Source organism: Streptomyces sp. AA1529 (assembly GCF_000280905.1).
Lineage (GTDB): Bacteria > Actinomycetota > Actinomycetes > Streptomycetales > Streptomycetaceae > Streptomyces.
Genome location: NZ_ALAP01000042.1, coordinates 56085 through 77644 on the forward strand (window position 1 = coordinate 56085; position 21560 = coordinate 77644).

A 21560-nucleotide genomic window follows, 5' to 3' on the forward strand; every position below is an offset into this window, starting at 1 on the left:
ACTGGGGTGAACAACCGAAACTTCTGCACCTCCGAAATCTTTTGAGCATGACTGCGCATTCAAATTCTCCACTGGAACGCTCCCTCGAATAACCATGGAATACAAGCGAGGACACGAAAGGGTGTTGATGAAACTCACGCAAATTTCGAGGCAGGTTCCTGACCTGAAATAGGCGCGCTGCTAATCCCAAACGGAAGCGCTCACCATCAGAAAGGGGAGAAGCATGCATGCACACAATGGGTTCGCTCGTACAGCGTGAGCAATCTTCCCCAGTCGGGCCTGGGCGCGGAGCGCCCAGGCCCGCAATCTTCCGAGCGACTGACCCTGATGGGGAACGTCTAACACTGCGGCAGGTAGGGAACTGCTGGTGAAAGCTCCCCTGCGCGGGGGACCGTCATCGGGGCGTTCAACACACCCACCCCTTACGTGCTGAGCGGTGGTGTGCCCGCGCCAGTACCGGTCGGTGTCCTGGTGTGCATCCATTGCGCGCCGGGCGGTGTGAAGTGGGTTGCCATCGGCGGTGTCGTCGGAACGGTTGATGTACGGGCAGGACAGCGGCGACCGGGGAACTGGGTTTACGGAAGACGAGGACGTCTTCGTGGGCGATGAGGTGGAGAGGGACTCCGCGGCGGCGGGCGTCCCTTGTGTTCTTCATCTGAAAGAACGAGGGGCGCAGGGTGAGTTGTCCGTCCCGGAGGCCGGCGAGGAGGGCGATGTTGTGTTCAGCGGGGTTGAGTCCTGCCTGCTTCCCGGCGTGGAGCACGGCGGCAGGCAGGTCGATGAGTTCGCCGTGTTCCCGCCAGGGGCGGACGACGACCACCACGGTGCCGCCGGGGCAGAGGACGGCGCAGCATGCGCGCAGGATGCGGGTGACGGCGGCGAGGAGTTGTTCGGTGGGGGCGTGGGCGAGGTTGGTGGGGTCTTCGCTGTAGCGGTGGTCCCATTTGGTGACGCCTTGTTTTCCGCTGTCGCGGGTGGAGCGGACGCGGCCGTGGGTGCTTGGGCCGTAGGGCGGTGAGGTGAGGACCATGGCGACGCGGCCATGGTGTTCGGTGGGGAGGAGGCTGCTCGTCTGCTGGGCATCGCCGCAGATCACTGCGCTGGGAGAGGTGGCCGCTTCTCTTGCGGCGGTGGCCGTGTTGCGCGCGGCCAGGTGTGCCCAGTGGGGTTCGTACTCGATGCCGATCGCTTGGCGGCCGAGGTGCTGGGCTTCGACGAGGGTGGTTCCGATGCCGCACATCGGGTCGAGGACGAGGTCGCCGGGCTTGGTGTAGGTGGTGATGGCGTGGGCTGCCAGTGCGGGGAGCATCTTGGCGGGGTGGGCGTTGCTGCCGGTCACGTAGTTGCGGGCTTTGCGTTGGGCCGGGGCTGAGGTGGGGGCGGTGTTCCACCACACCGAGCGCGGTTTGGAGTGGTGTGGCGAATCGTGGGGGCGGTGCAAAGCGGTGGCTCCTGTCAGGCAGTCGCGTGGGGGGAGAAGATCAGGAGGTCGGAGTGGATGAGTCCGCCTGCCAGGTCCTCGGCCGGCGGGTTGGGGTGTTGCTCTGCGTCGGGGTGCAGGTGGGCGATGACGAGGTGTTGGAGGTAGCGGAAGCCTGCTGTGCGGGCGCTTGCTGTCAGTTCGCCCATCGGGTCGGTGAGCCGTCCGTCATCGCGCTGCTGGCGGGTGGCGACGAGGAGGATGCCTTCCGGGGGAAGGAGGCGGTGGGCGCGCTGGAAGAAGCCCGGCCAGGCGTCTTGCGGATCCGGAAGGGGCTCACTGAGCGGGGCAGGGACCCCGGTCGTGGGAGTGCGGAGAGTGTCGGGGTGGAATTCGGCGAGCAGCAGCGGCGGTGACTGATCCTGCGCACCATCGCTGAGGGGGTACGGCTGAAGGTACCTGGTGACGCGGGCACGTGCGTCCAGGGAGGCGCTGCAGTGGGGGTTGGCTGTTTCGTTGATGCGGACGCGGAGCAGTGGGCTGGGGCGGTCGTCGGGGCGGGGGATGATCTGGGAGCGGATCTTCTCGATGGCCCACCGCGGCAGGACTTCTTCGTCGCCGGGGGCCGGGTGGGGTTCATCGAGAGGTGGGAGCCAGACCGTGGCGGAGATCGGTGGCATACGGCCAGCGGCGGGTTGGGGTTCTGCGGGCCCGGTGTGGTGGCGCATGGGCTGTGGCGCCTGGTCGAAGGTGATTCCGTTCTCGTGCTGACGTAAGAAGAAAGACAACTCTGGGCGCTTTGTTGCCACCGGAATCGACTCGTTCGACCCAGCGGGTACGCGCCCATCACACCGCGAGATACCTGCCTGGGCATCAGATGCTGCTCCTGCACCGAGGAGCGTTGGTGCAGGTCGGTGCGGGAACGAGCCAGTAGCGAGCCAGTGCCGGGCCTGGCTGGTTGTGCCACAGGCCAGGTCGGCGAGGTGGTCGCGGATTTTCTTCTGTTCGATTCCGTTCTGCGGGTGGCTGCTCGTGTACTGCTCATGAGAGCGGGCCATGGAGCGGATATCGCACATTGCGGCCCACGGCCGGGCCAGTGGCTCGGCGCCTGACCGAGCCTGGCACGCCGGTGGTCCGGGCGGCTGGGAGTCGTGGCGGTGCAAGCCGACCCACGACTCACGGAGGTGCTCATGCACCGCTCTTGCTCGACCCTTGTATGCGCGACATCGGGTCGGGGCCGCTCGCCCCTCAGGGAACTGGACGAGGCGTTCCTCGCTCTCGGGGGAAGGGCTGCCCGTCCGGTCACCATGCCCGTGCTGTTGGACGACGAAGGTGCGGAGGGCGACTGGCCTGTGGACCGGGTGCGGGCCCGGCTGGCGCACCCGGGGACAACCGCGGCCCAGCGGACCCTCATCTGGTCCGAGGTGGTAGGCCGGGTCCGGGAGCTGGGCGGTCCCTGGCCTCTGGTTGCGGTGGGTATGACTATTCCGGTTCTGCGTCGGATGCTGCGTCGACAGCAGCTTCCGCGGCGCCTTGAGCGAGCGGATCTCGAGCAGACGGCACTGGCTGCCGTCGCCACCGCGCTGCCCCTGCTGGCAGAGGACCACCCCGAACCGCACCGGGCGCTCTTCAATGCCGCCGACCGCGATGTCCACCGCCTCATCAACACCGCCCGGAAGCAGGAGCAGCGCGAGCAGCCGGTTGCCGTCAGTCCTGACGGCCCCGCGCCTGCTGGGAACTATGCCGAGGAGGGCAGCGCCGCGGACTGGGGTGAGGAGCGCGATGAGTACGCGGTGCTGGCCGCAGCAGTGCAGTCTGGGGTGCTCAAAGCGCAGGAAGCGCAGTTGATCGCGCTGACCCGCTTGGAGAGGAAGTCGGTCAAGGAGATCGCCGAGCAACGCGGGCTCGCGTGGCGCTCCCTCTACCGGCACCGCGTGGCGGCTGAGGCTCATCTCGCCGCCCATCTGCGGCGACAGGTATCCGAGGTATAGCCCACAGGGGGGATCTCAGGCTCGGTGACGGCAATCCCCGTCACCGAGTGCTCTACCCCTCCATGACGGCGCATCACCTACTCGACGAGGAGGGGGAAGCCCGTCTCCCCCGAGGAACCCGCTTGTGCGGGTTCCTCGGGGCAATCGCTGAAGTGCCGGGGCGGGCCGTCTCTTGCTGACACACGAGAAGTCCTGTCCGCCGACCGCCGTGAAGGAGGGTCGGCGCCTGGGCGAAAGAGCCGCTCCGGCACTTCGGCGCTGCAGCCGCCCCTCTTCTCCGTCCGTATGTGTCCACAGCGTTCCCGGGCGCCACACGCCCGAGGGAGGTACGTCTGCATGCCTGTGATCAAACGTTCCCCGACGCGCCGTTGGCTTCCCCTCTCCCCTGGCCCGGTGCTCGACTCCCGGCTACGCATCAAGCTGCTGGCCGCACTCGTCCCGGTTTCAGTGGCCGTGTGTCTGATCTTCGCAGTGGAGGCGGTCGCGGCGGTCAGGGCGCCTCAGCCGGCTTCGATCCCGACAGTGGTCGACAATCTGCGCAATTGGATTATGGGGATCCTGGCAGCTTTGGCCACGTTGTTCTTGACGCTGGGCGGGCTCCGGTACCTGATGGCCGGAGGGGATGCAGCCGAGGTCGAGGCCGCGAAGAAGGCACTGAAGGCGGCGGGATCCGGCTACGGCTTGGCGATTCTTGCACCGGTCATTGTCGAGGTTCTCAAGGGCATCCTGGGAATCTGACCGTGAGCCCACATCGACGGTTGCCCCACCTGCTGCTCTGGACGTTGTGCGGGCTCGCGCTGTGCGTCGGCCCCGGGAACTCTGCTTCGGCGGCTCCCCGGGACCCGGCCCCTGCACCGGCTCCGGGGCCGGTGGCGCCCTCACCCGACGCAGCCCCGTCCCGGCCGAACCCGAAGCCGGGCCCCACTCCGGCGCCCACCCGGCCCGCGGAAGAGCCTGACCGCCTCCTCCCAAAACCGAAATCGCCCGAGCCTGCTCCGGGTGCGACTCCGGCAGCGTGCGAAGCCGAGGGGCGCGAATGCACTCCGCAGAAGGACTGGGGGTTCGGCGATCTGCTCGACTTCCCCGGAATGATCGCCAGTGCGGTCACCTCACTGCTGGGCTCTCTGGTGGAGCAGCTCCTCAAGCCCGTGCGGCAACTGCTTGCCGACACCCTGCTGGCCACCCCGGATATGACTGCCCACCCGGACGTGAAGCGGTTGTGGCGCTCCTCTCTGGTCACGGCAACAGCGGTCTACGTGTTGTTCGTCCTGGTCGGCGGGATCACCGTCATGGGGCACGAGACGGTCCAGACACGTCACGCCCTCAAACAGGTAGCGCCGCGCCTCGTGCTCGGGCTGAGTGCCGCAGCCGCCTCGCTTCCCGTGGTGGGCAAAGCCATCTCGTTGGCCAACGCACTGTCACGCGCCATCGCGCAGACCGACCTCTCGGACGCGGGCAAGGGGCTGGTGGAGCGCGCGATTCCATTCGCGCTCTTCGGTGGCACTGCGCACGTAACGCTGTACGTGGTCCTCCTGGAACTGTGTTTCCTGGCCATGGTCCTGGCGGTGCTGATCGGCTACCTGCTGCGGGTCGGCGCCATCGCGCTGTTGACCATCGGGGCGCCTCTGATCCTCGCCTGCCACGCCCACCCCGCGACCGAGGGCCTGGCGAAGATGTGGTGGCGGGCGGTTACCGCCGCTCTGGGCATCCAGGTGCTGCAGTCCCTGGTGCTGATCAGTTCGCTGAAGCTGTTCTTCGCCCCTGACTCGACTCTGCTCGGCTTCCCCAAGCTCAACAAGCTGGGGACGATGCTGGCGGGTATCGCCCTTTTCTGGGTGCTGTTCAAACTGCCTGGCTGGTGCATGCGCACCGCCTTCCGCACCCTCGGCATCCCACCACCGCGTACTCCCGCGCCGGTGCGCATGGCGCGCAACGTGGCCATGATGATGCTGCTGAGCCAGTACGCGCCCGGTCTGATGGCACGCGGCGGAGCCCGTCCAGGCGGGCCGGGAGGGCTTCGACCCCGCGCCGGAACCAGCCCCGGGGGAGGGGCAGGCGGCCTCGGGGGCCGCGGACCGGTCCCGCCACCGGGGGGCGGCCCCTCTGCTCCGGGTGGTGGACCGGGATCAAGGCCGTCTGCGCCTGCTGGTTCGCCTCATGGCGGTCCGGCAAGCGGTGGGAGCGGGCCCGGGAGTCCGGGCCACGGGCCGAAGCCCGGAGCCGGAGGCGGAAGCGGCCCCCAAGGCCCGGGGGCAGACGCGGGTGCGGGCCGGGCGCCAGCGGGTTCGCCGCAGGTCACGCTCCAGTGGGGCACACCACGACGCACACCATCCGGCGCGGGCCCGCAGCCCGCGAAGCCGACGGGCAACGCGCGCCCTGCCGGGCACTCGGGCAACGGAGATACGCAGGCACCCGGCGGCGTGTCCCCCGGCGCAAGGCGGCCCGCTTCAGCGAGCGGACCACGGGAGGCGGCACGGCCTATGGCACGCGGCCGATCGCCACAGCCGCCGCCGTCGGCTCCCACTTCAGCGCCCGGCGGTGGTGGGACGCAGCCTCCGGCCACAGCTCGCTCGTTGCCTCCGGTTCCGCCTCGCCGTGCGCTGCCGCCCGGCCGCCGGCCGACATCCCTCCGCCTTCCTCTGGAAACACCCCACCACCGGCCCCCGCGAGGAGAGTGACCGCCGATGCACGGCACAGACGACGAGGGCGTCGAGGCGGTGCGGATTCCCGCTGACGTCGAGCGGCCCGACCGCGTCCTCGGCCCCCTCACCGCGCGGCAGACGGCCCAGATGGCAGCCGTCGCCCTGCTCCTGTACGGGTTGTGGTGGCTGCTGCGCCCCTATCTGACGCCCCTCGCGTTCCTCGCAATGACCACCCCGGTGGCCGGAGTAGTGACCGCACTGGTGATGGGCCGCCGGGAGGGAATCGGCCTGGACCGGTACCTCCTGGCCGCGCTCGCCTTCGCCCGCACGCCCAAGCGGCAGGTGCACGCCCCAGAAAGAATCCCGCCCCTGCCGGAGTTCGTGCCACGCCGGCTCCGGAGCGCTGCCGGTCCCGCGCCCTGTCCGATCGCTATGCCTGCCCAGGGCATCGATGAGACGGGGGTTGTCGATCTGGGGTCAAAAGGACGTGCGGTGCTGGCGTCCTGTTCGACGGTCAACTTTGCCCTGCGGACCGGTGCGGAACAGAACGCTCTCACCAGCGGGTTCGGTCGGTGGCTGAACTCGCTGACCGGACCGGTACAGATTCTGCTCACCACCCGCCGCGTCGAGCTGGCTCCCATGGCAGGCGCGCTTCGCGAGAGCGCACCTGCCTTGCCACACCCGGCGCTGGAGGCGGCGGCTCGCGCCCACGCCGACTATCTCGATCAGCTCGCCTCGACACGCGACCTGACCGCCCGGCGGCATCTGGTCATCGCGCGCGAGCCCCAGGCGGCCCCGGGCGGGCGGGTGCGCCGGCGCGTGCACGAGATGCAGCGTGCCCTGGCCGGGGCCGAAATCGACGTTGCGGCGCTCGACGCGGACCGAGTGGTCGAGGAATTCACCGACGCGTGCAACCCCGACCTGTCCCACTACCGCAAGGAGACGCTCCCGTGCTGAAGCACTGGCACTCCCGCCCGCACGAACTACCTGCCCGCAACCTGCTGGAGATTCCCGGCCCCGAGGCCCTCCAAGTCCGCGGCCGGATGCTCGGCATCGGCTCCCACCTGACCGCCACCTTGGTGGTGACCGGCTATCCGGCCGAGGTGGTCCCGGGCTGGCTCGACCCACTGCTGAACTACCCCGGACGCCTCGATGTCGCCTTCCACATCGAACCGATCCCCGGACCGGTGGCCGCCGAGCGATTGAAGAAGCAGCGCGCCCGCCTGGAAGCCTCCCGCCGCACCGGCTTCGGCAAAGGACAGATCGACGATCCGGAGGCGGATGCCGCGGCTCAGGACGCCGCGGACCTCGCGTACGTGGTCGCCCGCGGTGAGGGAAAGCTCTTCCGCGTCGCGCTCTACCTGACCGTCCACGCCCCCGATATCGACGCGCTGGAGGAGGAGCTCGCAGCCGTTGAGGCAGTGGCGAGTTCGCTGCTGATCAGCACTGCACCCGCAACCTTCCGCGCTCTGCCGGCCTGGCTGGCCAGCCTCCCCTTCGGGATCGACACCCTCGGTATCCGGCGCACGTTCGACACCGCCTCGCTGGCCGCGTGTTTCCCGTTCACCAGTCCCGACCTGCCTGCCCCGCGCGACGGGAGCCCGCCCTCCGGCGTGCTCTACGGCCTCAACTGCGCCTCCGGCGCCCCGGTCGTCTATGACCGCTTCGCCCAGGAGAACTACAACTCCGTCACCCTCGCGCGCTCCGGCGCCGGGAAGTCCTACGCCACCAAGCTGGAGCTGCTGCGGCTGCTGTTCACCGGCGTGCAGGCCGCCGTGATCGACCCGGAGGACGAGTACGTTCGCCTGGCCGACACGGTCGGCGGACGCGTCGTGCGCCTGGGCGCCGACGGTGTCCGCCTCAACCCCCTCGACCTGCCCGCCACCGACAACGACAGCGACGAAGCCGACGGGGATACCGCTCGCCAAGAGGTCAGTGGTGATGCGCTCACGCGCAGGCTGCTGTTCCTGCACAGCTTCCTGTCCGTGCTCTTGGCCACCGACCTGACCGCACCGCAAAAGGCCGCCTTGGACCGGGCCCTGCTGACCGTGTACCGGCGCGCGGGCATCACCCACGACCCGCGTACCTGGAAGCGCGCAGCACCCACCCTCGGGGACCTCGCCGGCGTACTGGGAGCAGACGAGAGCGAGACGGCCGCCGACCTGGCTGCGCGGCTGGTGCCCTATACCACCGGTTCGCACGCGGGCTTGTTCAACGGGCCCACCACCACACCCGCCGACGGGCACCTGGTGGTCTTCGCTCTGCGGCAGCTCCCTGAGGAGGTGCACGCCCCGGCGATGATGCTCACGCTCGACGCCGTCTGGTCTCGCGTGACCAGCCATACGGTGCCGCGGCGACAGCTGGTCGTGGTGGATGAGGCGTGGCTGCTGATGCGGGAAGGCGAAGGAGCGCGCTTCCTCTTCCGCGCCGCGAAGTCCTTCCGCAAGCACTGGGCCGGTCTGGCAGTGGTCACCCAGGACGTGGAGGACGTCCTCTCAACCCAGCTCGGCCGAGCGGTGGTCTCCAACGCCGCCACCCAGCTCCTGCTCGGCCAGTCCACCCAGGCAATCGACGACATCGCCACCACCTTCCACCTCTCACACGGCGAACGCGCATTCCTGCTGGCCGCACAGCAAGGCGAAGCCCTCCTGCAAAGCGGCGAGCGGCACAAAGTCGCCCTGCTGTCGGTGGCCGCACCGGAAGAACACGACGTCATCACCACCAACCCCGCAGAGCTGGCCTTCGCCGCAACGGAAGAAGACGCGTGACCTCCCCCGCCCCGCACCCCCACAGCCCACTCGTGGACTTCCTGACCGACCCCACCTCCTCCTGGCCCTCCCTTACCAGCACGGTCAGCAGCCTGTGGCAGGCCCACGCCCCGGTCCTCGCCCCCGCCGTCCTGCTGACCGTCACCCTCGCCGCCCACGCCCGCTACCGCTGGGAGAGCAGCCGACAGCGGCACCTGGCCCAGGACGCCCGCTGCGTCACCATCCTCGCGCCGCCACATGTTCCCGAGAAGGGCGGCGAGGTCCTGTGGGCTCAGCTGTCGGGGCTCCTGCGCCCGTGGTGGCAACGGCTGCTGCACGGCCAGCCGCATCTCGGCTTCGAGTACATGTGGAATGCCACCGGACTCACCGTCCGCCTCTGGGTCCCCGGCGGCGTCCCCCTCGCGCTGGTCCGCAACGCGGTCGAGGCCGCCTGGCCCGGCGCCCACACCACCGTCACACCGCCCAGCCCCCTCGTCCCTGCCGAACACCTCGCCACGGGCGGGCGGCTGCGACTGGCACGTCCAGAAGTCCTGCCCCTGCGCACCAACCATGCCAGCGATCCGCTCCGCGCCCTGCTGCAAGCCGCAACCGGCATGGGGGAGCAGCAAAGCGCCGCCGTGCAGATCCTCGCCCGGCCGGCGACCGGAGCCGCATTGCGGCGGGCTCGTCGCACCGCCCGGCGGTTGAAGGCAGGAACGGCTGGTCCGGCCCGTATTCCGGCCGCATCAGCTTGGCTGGCCCACCGCCCGCAACGCGGCACAGGGGACCGGCAGGACGCCGACCATCCGGCCGCGGTACGTCAGGCAGGGGCGAAGCTGGCAGCCGGTCCGCAGTGGTGCGTCACAGTCGCCTACGCCGCCACCGCGCACCCCAAGACCAGCAAACCGATGGAATCAGCACGGGGCCGCGCCCATGGCCTGGCGTCAGCTTTCGGGTTGTTCGCCGAACGCAACTGGCTCAACCGCACCCGCCTGCCCCACCCCGCCACCGCACTCAACGCACGCCACTTCCCGCCCGGAGGTGTGCGGCTACTGTCCGTTCCCGAACTCGCCACCCTCGCCCACCTCCCCACCGATGCCGACGCACCCGGCCTGCAGCGCGCCGGCGCCCGCTCGGTCCTTCCCCCTCCGACCATCCCGAGCCCGCAGCCCGGCGCGGCAGTCAAGCCGCTCGGCCGCTCAGATACCGGAGCGCGGCGTGCTGTGGGCCTGGCGGTGCCCGATGCCCGGCAGCACCTGCATCTGATGGGGGCAACCGGTTCGGGGAAGTCGACGCTGATCGCGAATCTGGTCCTCGATGACGTCCGCAACCACCGCGGGGCGCTCGTCATCGATCCCAAGGGCGATCTGATCACCGATCTCCTAGCCCGGCTGCCCGACACCTGCGCGAACCGGCTCGTGCTCATCGACCCGGACGACGCCCATGCCCCGCCCTGCCTGAACGTGCTCGACGGCGGAGACATCGACGTCGTCGTCGACAACATCACCGGAATCTTCCGCCGCATCTTCACCGCCTTCTGGGGTCCGCGCACCGACGACGTCATGCGGGCCGCCTGCCTGACCCTGCTCAAACACGCCCGCGCCAGCCGCCAGCTGGTCACCCTGGCCGACATCCCCCGCCTGTTGGGCGAGCCCGCCTACCGGCTGCGGATGATCCCCCAGCTCAAAGACCCCGTCCTGCGCGGCTTCTGGGCCTGGTACGAGTCGATGTCCGAACCCTCCAGAGCCGCCGTCATCGGCCCCCTGCAAAACAAGCTCCGCGCCTTCCTCCTGCGCGACTTCGCCCGCAAGGCCATCGCCGCCGGCGCCTCCACCTTCAGCCTCGACGATGTCCTCGACGGCGGCATCCTCCTCGCCCGCCTGCCCAAAGGAGCCCTCGGCGAGGAGACCGCCCGGCTGCTGGGCTCCTTCCTGGTCGCCGGGGTCTGGCAGGCCGCCGCCGCACGCACCCGAACCCCCGAGCACCAGCGCATCGACGCCGCCCTGCACATGGACGAGTGCCACAACTTCCTCACCCTCCCCTACCCCCTCGAAGACATGCTCGCCGAAGCCCGCGGCTACCGCCTCGCCCTCACCCTCGCCCACCAGAATCTCGCCCAGCTCCCCCGCGACCTGCGCGAAGGAATCTCCGCCAACGCCCGCAACAAGATCTGCTTCAACGCCTCACCCGAAGACGCCCACCAGCTCGAACGCCACACCGCCCCCACCCTCACCGCCCACGACCTCGCCCACCTCGGCCCCTACCAAGCCGCCGCCCGGCTGTTGACCCACGGCGGGGAAACCGCCGCCTTCACCCTCACCACCCGCCCCCTCTCACCTCCCGTCCCCGGCCGCGCAGCACACCTGCGCGCCGCCGCCGCAACACGCACCGGCACACCCCTTCACACACCCACGCCCTGACGCCCCTCCGCCCCTGCGCCCCACGCGGACTCGCATGCCGCAGCCGCTCAAGGCCCCGAACCGCCCCTGACACCGCGATTCTCTCCGCCCCGCCCTTGCCCTCTCCGAGTTCCCCGGTGGTGATCCCGCATGTCGCCCGCCCTGCCCCGCGCCTCCCACGGCCCCGGGTCCCGCTACACCGCACGAGCCGCCTTCTCCCGCACCCGATCCCACCGCAAGGCCCGCCACATCAACCTGGCGCCCCTCGTCCACCGGCTCACCGAACGTGACCTGTGGCTGGCCTGGATGCTGCACGAGCACCGCGTCCTGACCACCCAGCAGATCGCCCGCCTCGCCTTCCCCTCCCTGCGCACCACACAGCGACGCCTGCGCACGCTGTACGAATACGCACTCCTCGACTCATTCCGCCCCCTCGTCCAGAGCGGATCCAGCCCCGAGCACTACGCCCTCGGCCCCGCCGGAGCCGCTCTCCTCGCCGCACAGGCAGGCTGCGAGCTCTCCGAGATGGGCTGGCGCCCCTCCCACACCGGACGCATCGCCTACTCCCCCACCCTCGGCCACGACCTGGGCACCAACGAACTCCTCACCCTCCTGGGCGCCCACACCCGCACAACAAGCGCACGCCTGCCCCTCTGGCTCTCCGAACGCTCCTGCACCCGCCGCTGGGGCGACCTCGTACGCCCCGATGCCTACGCCCACTGGAGCGACGGCCGACACGAAGTGCCGTTCTTCCTCGAATACGACACCGGCAGCGAAAACCTCGCCCGCGTCGAAGCCAAACTCGCCTCCTACGCCGCCTTCACCACCTCCACCGGCACCCGCCCCGCCCTGCTCATCCACACCAGCACCGCCTCCCGCGAAGCAGCCCTGCGACGCCACCTGACCGAACCCGCCCGCAGCCTCGACCTGCGCGTGGCCACAGCCTCAGCCGACTTCACCACCGACACCCCCTGGGGCCCATGGTGGCTGCCCCTCAACACACCAACCCGCCGTCGGCCCCTGGCCGAACTCGGCACCTGCTGGGAAGACCTGTCACCGGCCCAGCAAGAACAAGCAGACCAAGCCGACTCCCCCCTCACCCTCCCCGTGACCCCACTACCGCCCGCCGAACCGGCACCCCGCCCGTGACCAAAGCGATCGGCGCCGCACTCGGCTGCCTCCTGTTCATCCTCCTGCTCACCCTCATGGGAGGTGCCGCACTGACCGCCAAGCTCGGCGACAACGCGGCCGCAGCAGCCTCCGGCTTCGAACTGCCCGGCAAGCACGCGAAGATCGACATCCCGCCCGCCTACCTGGCCCTCTACCAACGGGCCGCCCCCGAATGCCCCGGCCTGTCCTGGACGATCCTGGCCGCCATCGGCAAAGTCGAGTCCAACCACGGCCGCCACCCCACCATGCACTCCAGCGCACACGCCCTCGGGCCCATGCAATTCCTCAAACCCACCTTCGACCAGTACGCCCACCCCGTACCGCCCGGAGGTAAGAAGCCACCCACCCCCTGGGACCCGGTCGATGCCGTCCACGCCGCCGCCAGGATGCTGTGCGCCAACGGCGCCAAGAACGGGAAAGACCTGCGTGGGGCGCTCTTCGCCTACAACCACGCCGACTGGTACGTACGCAAAGTCCTCCACACCGCACAGCGCTACGGCGACGCGCCCGCCGCGCCAGGAACAGCAGGCAGGGCCCTCGCCTTCGCACGCTCCCAGATCGGCGCCCGCTACGTATGGGGCGGCGACGGACGAGGCGACGGAGGCTTCGACTGCTCGGGCCTGACCAAAGCCGCCTACAACGCGGCCGGAATCACCCTGCCCCGCACAGCCGAGGAGCAGTACCACACGACCCGCAAAGTGCCCTCCGGCATCCCGCTGAGACCCGGAGATCTCCTCTTCTACGGACGCCCCGGAAACCTCCACCACGTCGGTCTCTACACCGGCCGCGGCCAGATGATCCACGCCCCCAAACCAGGCACCACCGTCCGCTACGAGTCCTACACGTACGCCGGCCACGATTTCTACGCCGCCACCCGCCCCACACTGCGAGAGCACCGTCGATGACCCGCCCCTCCTCCACACCGCCCGCAGAAGCCGAGCGCCTGCTGCGGGACCTCACAAGAGCACTGTGCGCAGTCGGGCTCCTCGCCCTGGCCTTCACCGCGGTCAACGTCACCCTCTTCGCCACCGCCCGCGGCGTGCCCCTGGCCATCGCCGTCCTCCTCGACCCGATGCTCGCCCTCACCCTGGCCATCGTCCTGTACGCAGACGCACGCCTGGCCTCCTGGGGACTGGCCCCGCCCGCCTGGTCCACAGCCCTGCGCTGGTGGGCCGGAACCACCGCCGCCGCCATGAACACCTGGAGCTCCCTGTGGCCCAACGGGACGATCGGCTGGCCCAGCAGCGCCGACCCGGCCGCCGTCCTCCTCCACCTCGCCCCCTGCCTCCTGCTCACCGGCCTGGCCGAAGCCATCGCCGCCTACCGCAAGATCCTCACCACCACATCCGCCACCTCCACTGCTGAAGCGCCCACAGAGACCAATGGGGAACGCCCACCGCACAGCAGCGCGCCAGGCACGGATACGGCCGCCGGGGCACACCCGGGTGCACCCGTCATCAGCAACGAGTTGCTGACCCGGGCACGCGCCCTGGACGCGGTCGTCCAGCAACGCACCGGCCGCCCGGCCAGCATCCGGTACCTGCGCCGCTCCCTGCACCTGGGCCAAGCCCGCGCCCGCGCGGTGCGCACCCACCTGGACGCCACGCACCCGACCCCCGCACCCGACCAGACCCGTACTGCACCCGCAGGGCCTTCTCAAGACTCTTCCGACCTGGGGTGACTCCGCTTGACGGGGTGGGGCACGGCGAGCGTCCATGGTCGTCGGCGAAGCGGGATACACCACACCGCGCAAGCGGCCCGCACGCCCGCGACCCCGGCGTGCCCCCGGAGCCGCACCCCGGCCGGGGACCCCAACCACCGCACCACACAGCGACTGAGGTTCCCTCATGACAGACAGCCCGAAAAAGCCCACCCGCGCCCGCCCGCTCACCGGCACCAGCGACCTGACCGGCGCCCGCGCCCAGATCTTCCAGGCCCTCGTCGACCACCCCGGATCGAGCGCCACCACGCTCGCGGTCGCCGCCGGACTCGGCCGCTCCACCGCGGGCAAGGCCCTCGCCACGCTGGAAGGCCGGGGGATCGCCGTACGCGAGAAGGGCAACAGCACATCCGGCAACGCCACCCCGGACCTTTGGCACCCGCACCCCGACACTGCACCCGACCAGGTACATCCGCTCCCTGGAAGCCGGGAGACCGAACCCGAGTCGGCCTCCGCCACCCCGGGGACCGCCGATGCGGAAGGCGAGGCATCGGCGGCCGAGCCGACGGGCTCCGATCCGCAAAGGCCCGAACCGGAACTGGCGCACCCGTCCACCGACACTGATACGGGAGCACCGCAAGCCCCGGACCCGAACCATGAGGCGCAGCGCGGGAAAAGCAGCACCGAATCCGCACCCCCGCAGGAAGAGCCCTCGCCCGTTCCCGGCCAAAGTCCGGAGCAGGCAGGCCGTCGTCATCAAGAGGACGACCCCGACGCCGCCCGGCTCGATGACCCCACCCCGCAGCCCGGGCAGGCTGTGCCTGTCCAGGAGGAGCGTTCGAAGCTCCCGCCCATTCCCGCTCCGACAGCCAGCGAGGTCGCAGCAACCGGCACTTCCCAGCCGTCGTCGGACATCGCGCGCCCCGAACCTGGGAAGTCGTGCCCCACCTGCGGGCACTGGCGTCCGTCCGAGACCGTCACCGACAGCGGCAGGCTGCGCCCGGGAGCACTGCGGGAGATGGTGCTCGCCTTCCTGGCCGCCCACCCCGACGAAGCGTTCACCGCGACCAAGATCAGCCGCCATCTTGAGCACAGTTCCGGCGCCATCGCGAACAACCTCGCCACGCTGGCCAAGAACGGCCTCACCAAGCAGGTCAGCGAAAGCCCCCGCCGCTACCAGCACCTCCCGCCCAACGACAACGCACCCAGTGACATCAGCAACTGACCCGACAGCAGTCAACGGCGGTGGCGGACTCCCAGGGCCCACGCCACCGCCTGCGCCGTGTTCGGCCTGCCTTAGACGTCGTCTCGTTTGGCCGTAGTGGCTCGTTGTCCAGTCCGTGGCGGGACTTGTTGGGCGGATAGTGCCGGAGGAGTTGTGGGGTCTGTTTCGGCGGGTGGTGGCGGAGAGTGTGGTGATACGTCCGCAAGGTGGTGGGCGTCGGCGGACTGGGGATCGTGAGTGCAGCGGCGATCATCTTCGTCGCCACCTCGGGATGTTCCTGGCGACAGTTGCCACCGGTGTTCGGGGCGGCCTGGCCCACGGTCTACCGGCGCTTCGCCCAGTGGTCCAAGGCCCGCGTCTGGGCTCGCCTGCGGCACCGCATCATCGACTCCGTGAGTGTCCGAGCCCTCAGAGGGGGATGCTGGCCGGACCGAATCCGACCGATCGCGGCAAGGACGGACCGAAGTTCCACCTCATCGTCGACGGGGGTGGCCTCCCCATCGCGCCGCCACCCGAGCCCGCACAGAAAGAGCTGTCAGCTGAGGTCATCGGCCTTCACCCCGAGAGCTCCGGGACTTGGTGAGCCCCTTGCTGTTCGACAGGGCTGGGCGATACTCGTTCGGTGACATGGTTCGAACAGGCACAGGCAGCCGAGCACGCTAGTGACTGGGACACCGCCGTCGCCCTGGTGAGCGCCCACGCCGAGTGCTACTCCACAGACCACATCGCACATAGCAATCATCTGTGGCACATGGACCTACTCGCCCACGCCGGACGACTCACAGAGCTCACGAAACTGGCCCATATGGACGTCCATGCCCGCCGTCGGCTCAACCGCGCGCTGCGCGAACGCGGGATGGAAGTCACGCTCCACGAACGCGCAGCGGACGGCGACCGCGACGCTCTCTACTGTCTTGTCCGATTGCTCTGCCGGACAGGCCGAACCGAACAAGCCTGCGAAGCAGTCAGCGAGATCACCCCGCAGGATCAGCATGCCCGAAAGATCCTCACTGACTCTCAGGCGTCATCGAGTCCGAGGAAATGAAGCGGACGCGGGCCACAGGCGCTTTGGCGGGGGGGCGTGGCAGGCGCAATCTCCCGCGTCGAGGAGCAGGGCGAGCCGGGACCCGTTGTCCCAGTCGATGTAGAGGTGCTGGAGCAGCGGGTCGTACCGGCGCACGGTTCCCAGGTCCCCTGGTTCGAGGCGGGTGTGCGGGTCACTGGTGTGAACCAGTTCGATGCGGTCGCCTTTGGCGAAGTTCATGACGGTCTTCCTTGACCAGGTGATGCTGTGGGTTGAGAGGTGGGGTGCCGACTCGGCTGCTACTCGGACTGACAGGGGAACGAAAAAGGAGGGGTGATGGTCGTGTCCGGCCTGTGCCCCCTCGGGTTCGGGCTCGACCTGCTTGACGTGTCCGCACCAGTCGGTCAGTGGATTGGGGTGTGGGTGCCGGGCCCTTCACGGGGCCCGGCACCGGTGGGCGGAGGAGGTTCAGGGGTAGGTGACCGTGACTGGGCCTGTTGTGGGTTTTTGATGGCGTGGGACGGGGGCGGGGTCGGCCAGTTGTACGCACAGGGTGCGAATGAGGGCTGTAGGGGTTTCGGGGGTGGCCTGCGCGAGCCAGAGGACCTGGTCGCCGTCGCGGCTTCGCGCTGCGAGCAGCCAGCTTTGTGGCCCGCGGGTGGGGTTTGCGGGGCTGGTGGGTGTGACGACGGCGGCCTGCTGGTCACCGGGGGAGAACCAGGTGCACTCGTGTCCCAGGTCTCGGCTCCATCTGGCCCTCTCCAGCGGTGCGGTCGCCTCGTCTACTTCGGTGACCTCGTGCGGTGCTGGCTCCTCGCCCGCGGAGAGGAGGCCGGCGAGGGCTGCGGGCAGCTCAGGGGGCGTGTCCGGCGAGAAGATCACTTGCCAGGAGGGCAGGTGTCCGGTGGCTGGGTAGGAGAGGAACTCCCAGCCGGTCGGCGTGCCGTCAAAGGCGCGACGAGCAGGGTGTTTTTCGGTCCCGGGGGTGTGCAGTGCCAGGTAGTGGCTGCCTGTGGCTTCGTTGCAGCGCAGGTAGGCGGTGCCGAGCCCGGGTACGGGTTGCCGCTGCCAGGCGTCTCCCATCACGGGCACCTTGTCGCAGGGACCGGCCAGATAGCGGGGCTTGATCATGTACGGCGCGGGCCCGTTGCAGGCTGCGCGTGTGGGATTCTGCGGGTCCATGTGGCAACTCCTTCGTAGCGGTTGGGGGTGTTTCGTGGAGCTGGGCTCACCCGTGGCAGCAGGCCGCCCGGTGGCCGCCGGGGTGCGGTAGGCGCCGCGCCCCGGCAATTCACGGGGCCGAAGGCTCCGGAGGCCGGGCCTTCGTCAGCGCGGGTCGTTCGGCTGGGACGTTGCGTGACGCAGGTAGCTGAGGAGGGTGTCGAGGTCGGCCCACTGTTGATCGCACCGGGCAGCGAGTACTGCCAGGTGTGTCCCGGCGTGCTGGAGCAGGTGGAGGGTGCTGGAGTCCGCTTCGGCCAGTTCGGGCGGCTCGTGCAGTAGGTCGTCCACCTGGTCGCAGAGGTCGGCGTGGAGACGGTCGGCTTCGCCCGCAGCGTCCTCCACGGCTGCCGCCAGGGCGCCGACGGCGCCGCCACTGGCGCGATGGGTGGCCAGAACTTTCCCGGCGCCGGGCCCGAGGGCATCCCGAACAGCGCGGGTTCCGGTCAGCGGCTGGGGTTCAGACATGGTGCTTCGTCCTTCCTGTGGTGGGCCCGACGGGGTGGGGCGGCCGGGCCGCCGCCCCACCCCGTCGTGTGAGTCATGAGGCGGTGGTGAGGGCGGCCGTTGCGGCTTTGCTGATCGCGGCTACTGCGTCAGCCGGGTTGGTCAGTTCCACGTGGATGGCGCCGGGCAGCGGGCCTTCGAGGGGGTCGGAGGTGGGCGGTGCGAAGGTCAGCCACAGCACCGCGCATCCGGACTTCTTCAAGGCGGTGATGCGTTCGGTTGCCTGGCTCCTGGTGTGGTGTCCGTAGCGGCCGTCGGAGGCGATGACGGCCAGGCGGGCGGCGCCGGGGCGGGTGAGGTCGAGCCCGCTGTCCAACACGTCGAGGGTCTCGGCCAGGCTGTGTCCGCCGCCTCTGGCGTGGAATCGGGGGACCTGGGCGGGGGTGCGGCCTGGCGCGGTGATGGCGGTCACGCCGAGGTTGAAGGCGACTGTGGCTGATCGGGAATCGGGGTCCGTCATGGAGGTGGCCTTGGCAAGGATCCATGCGGCTGAGGCGATAGGGTCCTCGGCCTCCCGCATCGAGGCGGAGACATCGACAGCGATCCCCACGCGCAGCGGTGGGGTCGGCGTATTGCGGTGTTGGGTGCGGCGCCATGGGCGCGCGGTGGGTGTGGCTCCTGCTGCCGCCTGAGCATCCCGGGCCAGCGCCCCGCGCATGTTCAGCCGTCCGGGGGGCGCGGCCGAGGTCATCTGAATCGTCACGCGTTCCCGGTGGGCGGCGTTGCGCAGGGCGCGGGCCAACTGTCCCGCCGCTGCCTTCTCCTTGGGGTGCGGCGCCCGGGATCCGGCCGTCGGGCTCGTCGGTGGCGTGCGCAAGGGGTCGGGCTGGGGAATGTAGGGAGTGTTCCGGCCGGGGGCGAAGACCTGCTTGGCCATGCTGGCGGCTTGCCGTGCTCGGGCGGCCTGTTCCTTCTTCGCATGGGCCCGTGCCTCCCGCGCCGCCTCCGCCGCTACCGCTGCGGAGGCGGCCTCGGCTTCGCGGGCGGCAACCCGCCGCACGACTCGGCTGACGGCCTTCTCCAGCCCTTCTGCGCTGGAGGTTTCGGGACCGGTCGCCTTGTCTTCCCGTTCTGTCCCGGGGTCTGTGCCGAGTTTCGGTGCGGGCTGACTCGGGTTCTGTCCGAGGGCTTTGCACCAGGCGCGCGCGTGGTCGAGCATGGCGCCGCCATCGGTGTCGGTGGTTTGGTGGGCGGTCTGCCAGATGTGGGCCAGTGTGGCGAGGAGGTCGCTGCCGAGGATGGCGGCCACGGCCTTGTGAAGGGCGTGGGTCTCGGCTTCATCGAGGATTCCGGCATCCCGGCGGGCGAGGATGAGCCCTGCTGCGTAGGCGGCGGCCCATGGTGTGGGCGGGGTGTAGGTGGGGAAGTCGGGCATGACGAGCCGGGCCACGCACGCGCGCAGCCAGCGGCGGTCGTGCGGGCGGCGGGCCAGGTGTGCGGCTTCGGCGCGGGACTCCTCCAGCAAAGCTGCCGCCGCGTCTACAGCGGTGCCTCGCAGTGAGGAAGGCGGCGCCCAGCACGAGTGCGCGGCATGAGCTGCCTCGTGCACTACGGCGCCCCACGCCGCCGGGTACTTCTCCTCGTCTCCCGCACGGGCCGGACTGATCTCGGCCGGACGGAGCGGGGCGAAGACGGAGGTGTCGACTTCCATCGCAGCGAGGTCCGGGATGAACAATGCCTTGGCGCCCGCGCGTGTGCGTGGCAGGCAGCTGACCACTACGTCGCGGCGGCCTGCCAGTTCGGGAATGCGGGCGGTGAGTTCGGCACCGATCCGCAGCCATTCACCCTCCCGGAGGGCCGCTGACAGGGGCGGGGTGGGCAGTGGGGCGCCATCGTCCTCCCATCGGGCCAGCCCGAGCTCCTCCTCGGCGGGCGGGGGCGGTCCGTGCTGAACGTGAGCGTGTGCAGGCATGCCTCAGAGATCCCTTCCATCAGGTGTTGGGGTGGGCCCGGCGGTGCGCAAGGGCAGGCACCGCCGGGCAGTCGGAGGTGGTCAGAGCTGGTGGCCCAGGGACAGTGGTCGCGCGCGGTGTCCGGTGACTTTGCGGACGAGTTCGGCAACCACGTCCCGGTCTTCCAGAGGGGCGATGCCGATCAGGTTGGCGAACGCTGCCTCGGTGCCCAGCACGGCCTCGACCTTCTGAAAGGCCAGCAGTTCACGTAGCTGAGGCGCCCACCCGACCTCGCCCTTGTCCTGGAGCCGGGCCAGGTTCCGGGCGATCGTCACCGCCTTCGGGCGGATCTTGAGGGCTTCGGCGAGGTCGTAGTCGGAGCCCACCTGAATCTGTACGGAGAAGCGCGAGGCCAGTGCCTCGGTCAGCACGGCGCCGTGGACCCCGGGGTTGTGTCCGGCGATCACGTAGAACCCCTCGGCGGCGGTGATCTTCTCGCCCTTGTGCGCCTTGACCTGGATCTGCCGCCGCCCGTCCATGGCGGGGTACAGCGCCGCCAACACCTTCGGCGAGATCAGGGTCGCGTCGTCAACCAGCAGCGGGCGACCCTCCTGCATGGCTGTGACCAACGGGCCGTAGACGAACTCGTATCCGCCGCCCTCGCACTGGGTGTATTCGCCGATCAGGTCGGCGACCTCGGTATCACCGTCCCCGGCCAGTGTGATCAGGTCGGGGAAGGCCGCCTCGATCACCGAGGTCTTGCCGGTACCCGGCGGCCCGTACAACAGCACCGGCACCCCTGCGTTCCGCAGGTTGCGGAGCGCTTCCACGTCCGGCATCTGCGCCAGTTCGCGCGGATGGTAGGTCATCCCGTTAGGCCGCGTGATCGGTAGGGGCCTGCCGCTCTTCGCGCCGGTCGTCGGGGCGGGCTCGGAAGCAGGGGGCGAGGGCTGCGTCGCATCGGCCGCCGGAGGCGTGGCGGGCCGGGGGCCCGTACCGGAGGAGGGGCCGGACTGGCGCCGGGTGGGAAGAGTGACGCTCGCTGCCTGTGCGGCGGCGACCGTTGCGCCGTTAGCCCGGTAGGTGCGCGGGTTGGTGACAACCCGGACGGCCTCGCCTCGGGACACCAGCTTCTCGAGCGCGTTTCCGATGGCTCCGCCGGAGTTGCCCAACGCCCGCACCACCTCCCCCACGGTGAAGTTCCGGTTGGAATTGTCGGCGAGCAGCCGTGCCACTCGGGCCCGCAGTTCCCCGGGCCGCGTCTTCCCGGCGGGAGCAGAGGCCGTGTGGGGGGCGGGAACGGCGGAAGCAGGGGCAGCGGTTTTTGGCATGGGGGTACCTCCCGTACGGTGCAACAGGTCCTCGAACTAGCGGTGATCAGCGCGGCACGGCGGGACTGCGCGAGACTTCATGTTCATCGAAGCGCCTCAACCGATGCACTTCTCCGGCAGCCGCTTTTCGCGCGGTCAATTAACGGGGGATTTCCGTTTCCTGTTTTTCAGGAACACGACGACCGTAACTCGCCCCCGGCGCACGCTCAAGCAATACCCTGACTGCGAATCGCTGCAATTTCCGCGAATTCACGGTGCCTTGTTAGGGGAATTCACGGGTCCACGACTCGAAGTGTCGTCCCGTGGGTCCGGCGCGACAGCTTCCAAGGCA

18 protein-coding genes and 1 pseudogene are annotated in these 21560 nt (G+C 69.8%); 11 read left to right on the forward strand and 8 right to left on the reverse strand.

The features are described from left to right. Window positions 1–406 precede the first annotated feature (406 nt). Together A949_RS36360 and A949_RS36365 are read right to left on the reverse strand one after the other, a co-directional pair. Window positions 407–1396 carry a TRM11 family SAM-dependent methyltransferase gene (locus A949_RS36360; protein WP_237735812.1) on the reverse strand — a complete coding sequence of 330 codons (990 nt, stop codon included), beginning with the start codon at window positions 1394–1396 and terminating at the stop codon, window positions 407–409. 59 nt (window positions 1397–1455) lie between these two features. Then, entirely contained in the window at window positions 1456–2100 is a 645-nt protein-coding gene (locus tag A949_RS36365) for a hypothetical protein (RefSeq protein ID WP_237735813.1), read from the reverse strand. Window positions 2101–2727: 627 nt separating this feature from the next. Between A949_RS36365 and A949_RS33270 the strand changes: the two genes are divergently transcribed. From A949_RS33270 to A949_RS37205, 11 genes and pseudogenes are all read left to right on the forward strand, one after another. Next, window positions 2728–3411, forward strand: a complete 684-nt coding sequence (locus A949_RS33270) for a hypothetical protein (RefSeq protein WP_237735814.1) — start codon at window positions 2728–2730, stop codon at window positions 3409–3411. 336 nt (window positions 3412–3747) lie between these two features. Continuing rightward, a complete protein-coding gene (locus tag A949_RS39045; protein WP_019356435.1) occupies window positions 3748–4149 on the forward strand; it encodes a hypothetical protein in 402 nt (133 codons plus the stop codon). A 350-nt stretch (window positions 4150–4499) separates the two neighbouring features. Further along, window positions 4500–6089: a hypothetical protein gene (locus A949_RS38070; protein ID WP_158687576.1), complete on the forward strand. Its 1590-nt coding sequence runs from the start codon at window positions 4500–4502 to the stop codon at window positions 6087–6089. 6 nt (window positions 6090–6095) lie between these two features. After that, on the forward strand, window positions 6096–7010 hold the full coding sequence (locus A949_RS0112950; protein WP_019356438.1) for a PrgI family protein: 915 nt from the start codon (window positions 6096–6098) through the stop codon (window positions 7008–7010). After that, the gene (locus A949_RS0112955; RefSeq protein ID WP_019356439.1) at window positions 7004–8821 is read left to right on the forward strand and encodes a TraG/VirB4 family ATPase; all 1818 of its coding nucleotides are present in this window, start codon (window positions 7004–7006) and stop codon (window positions 8819–8821) included. Before A949_RS0112950 ends, A949_RS0112955 begins: the two co-directional genes overlap by 7 nt. Then, window positions 8818–11220, forward strand: a complete 2403-nt coding sequence (locus tag A949_RS0112960; RefSeq protein WP_019356440.1) for a type IV secretory system conjugative DNA transfer family protein — start codon at window positions 8818–8820, stop codon at window positions 11218–11220. The genes A949_RS0112955 and A949_RS0112960 overlap by 4 nt, the downstream gene beginning before the upstream one ends. 129 nt (window positions 11221–11349) lie before the next feature. Beyond that, window positions 11350–12348: a replication-relaxation family protein gene (locus A949_RS0112965; RefSeq protein ID WP_019356441.1), complete on the forward strand. Its 999-nt coding sequence runs from the start codon at window positions 11350–11352 to the stop codon at window positions 12346–12348. Next, a complete protein-coding gene (locus tag A949_RS0112970) occupies window positions 12345–13274 on the forward strand; it encodes a C40 family peptidase (protein WP_019356442.1) in 930 nt (309 codons plus the stop codon). Before A949_RS0112965 ends, A949_RS0112970 begins: the two co-directional genes overlap by 4 nt. Continuing rightward, the gene (locus A949_RS0112975; RefSeq protein WP_019356443.1) at window positions 13271–14050 is read left to right on the forward strand and encodes a hypothetical protein; all 780 of its coding nucleotides are present in this window, start codon (window positions 13271–13273) and stop codon (window positions 14048–14050) included. Before A949_RS0112970 ends, A949_RS0112975 begins: the two co-directional genes overlap by 4 nt. A 166-nt stretch (window positions 14051–14216) precedes the next feature. Further along, complete coding sequence (locus tag A949_RS0112980; RefSeq protein WP_026004601.1) at window positions 14217–15254, forward strand: helix-turn-helix domain-containing protein; 1038 nt, start codon at window positions 14217–14219, stop codon at window positions 15252–15254. Between the two features lie 115 nt (window positions 15255–15369). Beyond that, window positions 15370–15759: pseudogene (locus A949_RS37205) on the forward strand (transposase); the annotation flags it as partial. A 252-nt stretch (window positions 15760–16011) separates the two neighbouring features. Here the strand turns inward: A949_RS37205 and A949_RS38075 are convergent. From A949_RS38075 to A949_RS36390, 6 genes are all read right to left on the reverse strand, one after another. Further along, a complete protein-coding gene (locus tag A949_RS38075) occupies window positions 16012–16248 on the reverse strand; it encodes a hypothetical protein (protein ID WP_019356444.1) in 237 nt (78 codons plus the stop codon). Between the two features lie 30 nt (window positions 16249–16278). Further along, window positions 16279–16518, reverse strand: a complete 240-nt coding sequence (locus tag A949_RS0112990) for a DUF4314 domain-containing protein (RefSeq protein ID WP_019356445.1) — start codon at window positions 16516–16518, stop codon at window positions 16279–16281. A 228-nt stretch (window positions 16519–16746) separates the two neighbouring features. Continuing rightward, a complete protein-coding gene (locus A949_RS36385) occupies window positions 16747–17460 on the reverse strand; it encodes a DUF317 domain-containing protein (RefSeq protein WP_078565415.1) in 714 nt (237 codons plus the stop codon). A 144-nt stretch (window positions 17461–17604) separates the two neighbouring features. Beyond that, window positions 17605–17967, reverse strand: coding sequence for a hypothetical protein (locus A949_RS0112995; protein ID WP_019356446.1), 363 nt, complete (start codon window positions 17965–17967; stop codon window positions 17605–17607). Window positions 17968–18040: 73 nt separating this feature from the next. Continuing rightward, window positions 18041–19918: a VWA domain-containing protein gene (locus A949_RS0113000; protein WP_019356447.1), complete on the reverse strand. Its 1878-nt coding sequence runs from the start codon at window positions 19916–19918 to the stop codon at window positions 18041–18043. Window positions 19919–19999: 81 nt separating this feature from the next. Next, entirely contained in the window at window positions 20000–21133 is a 1134-nt protein-coding gene (locus A949_RS36390; RefSeq protein WP_026004602.1) for an AAA family ATPase, read from the reverse strand. Between the last annotated feature and the right edge of the window lie 427 nt (window positions 21134–21560).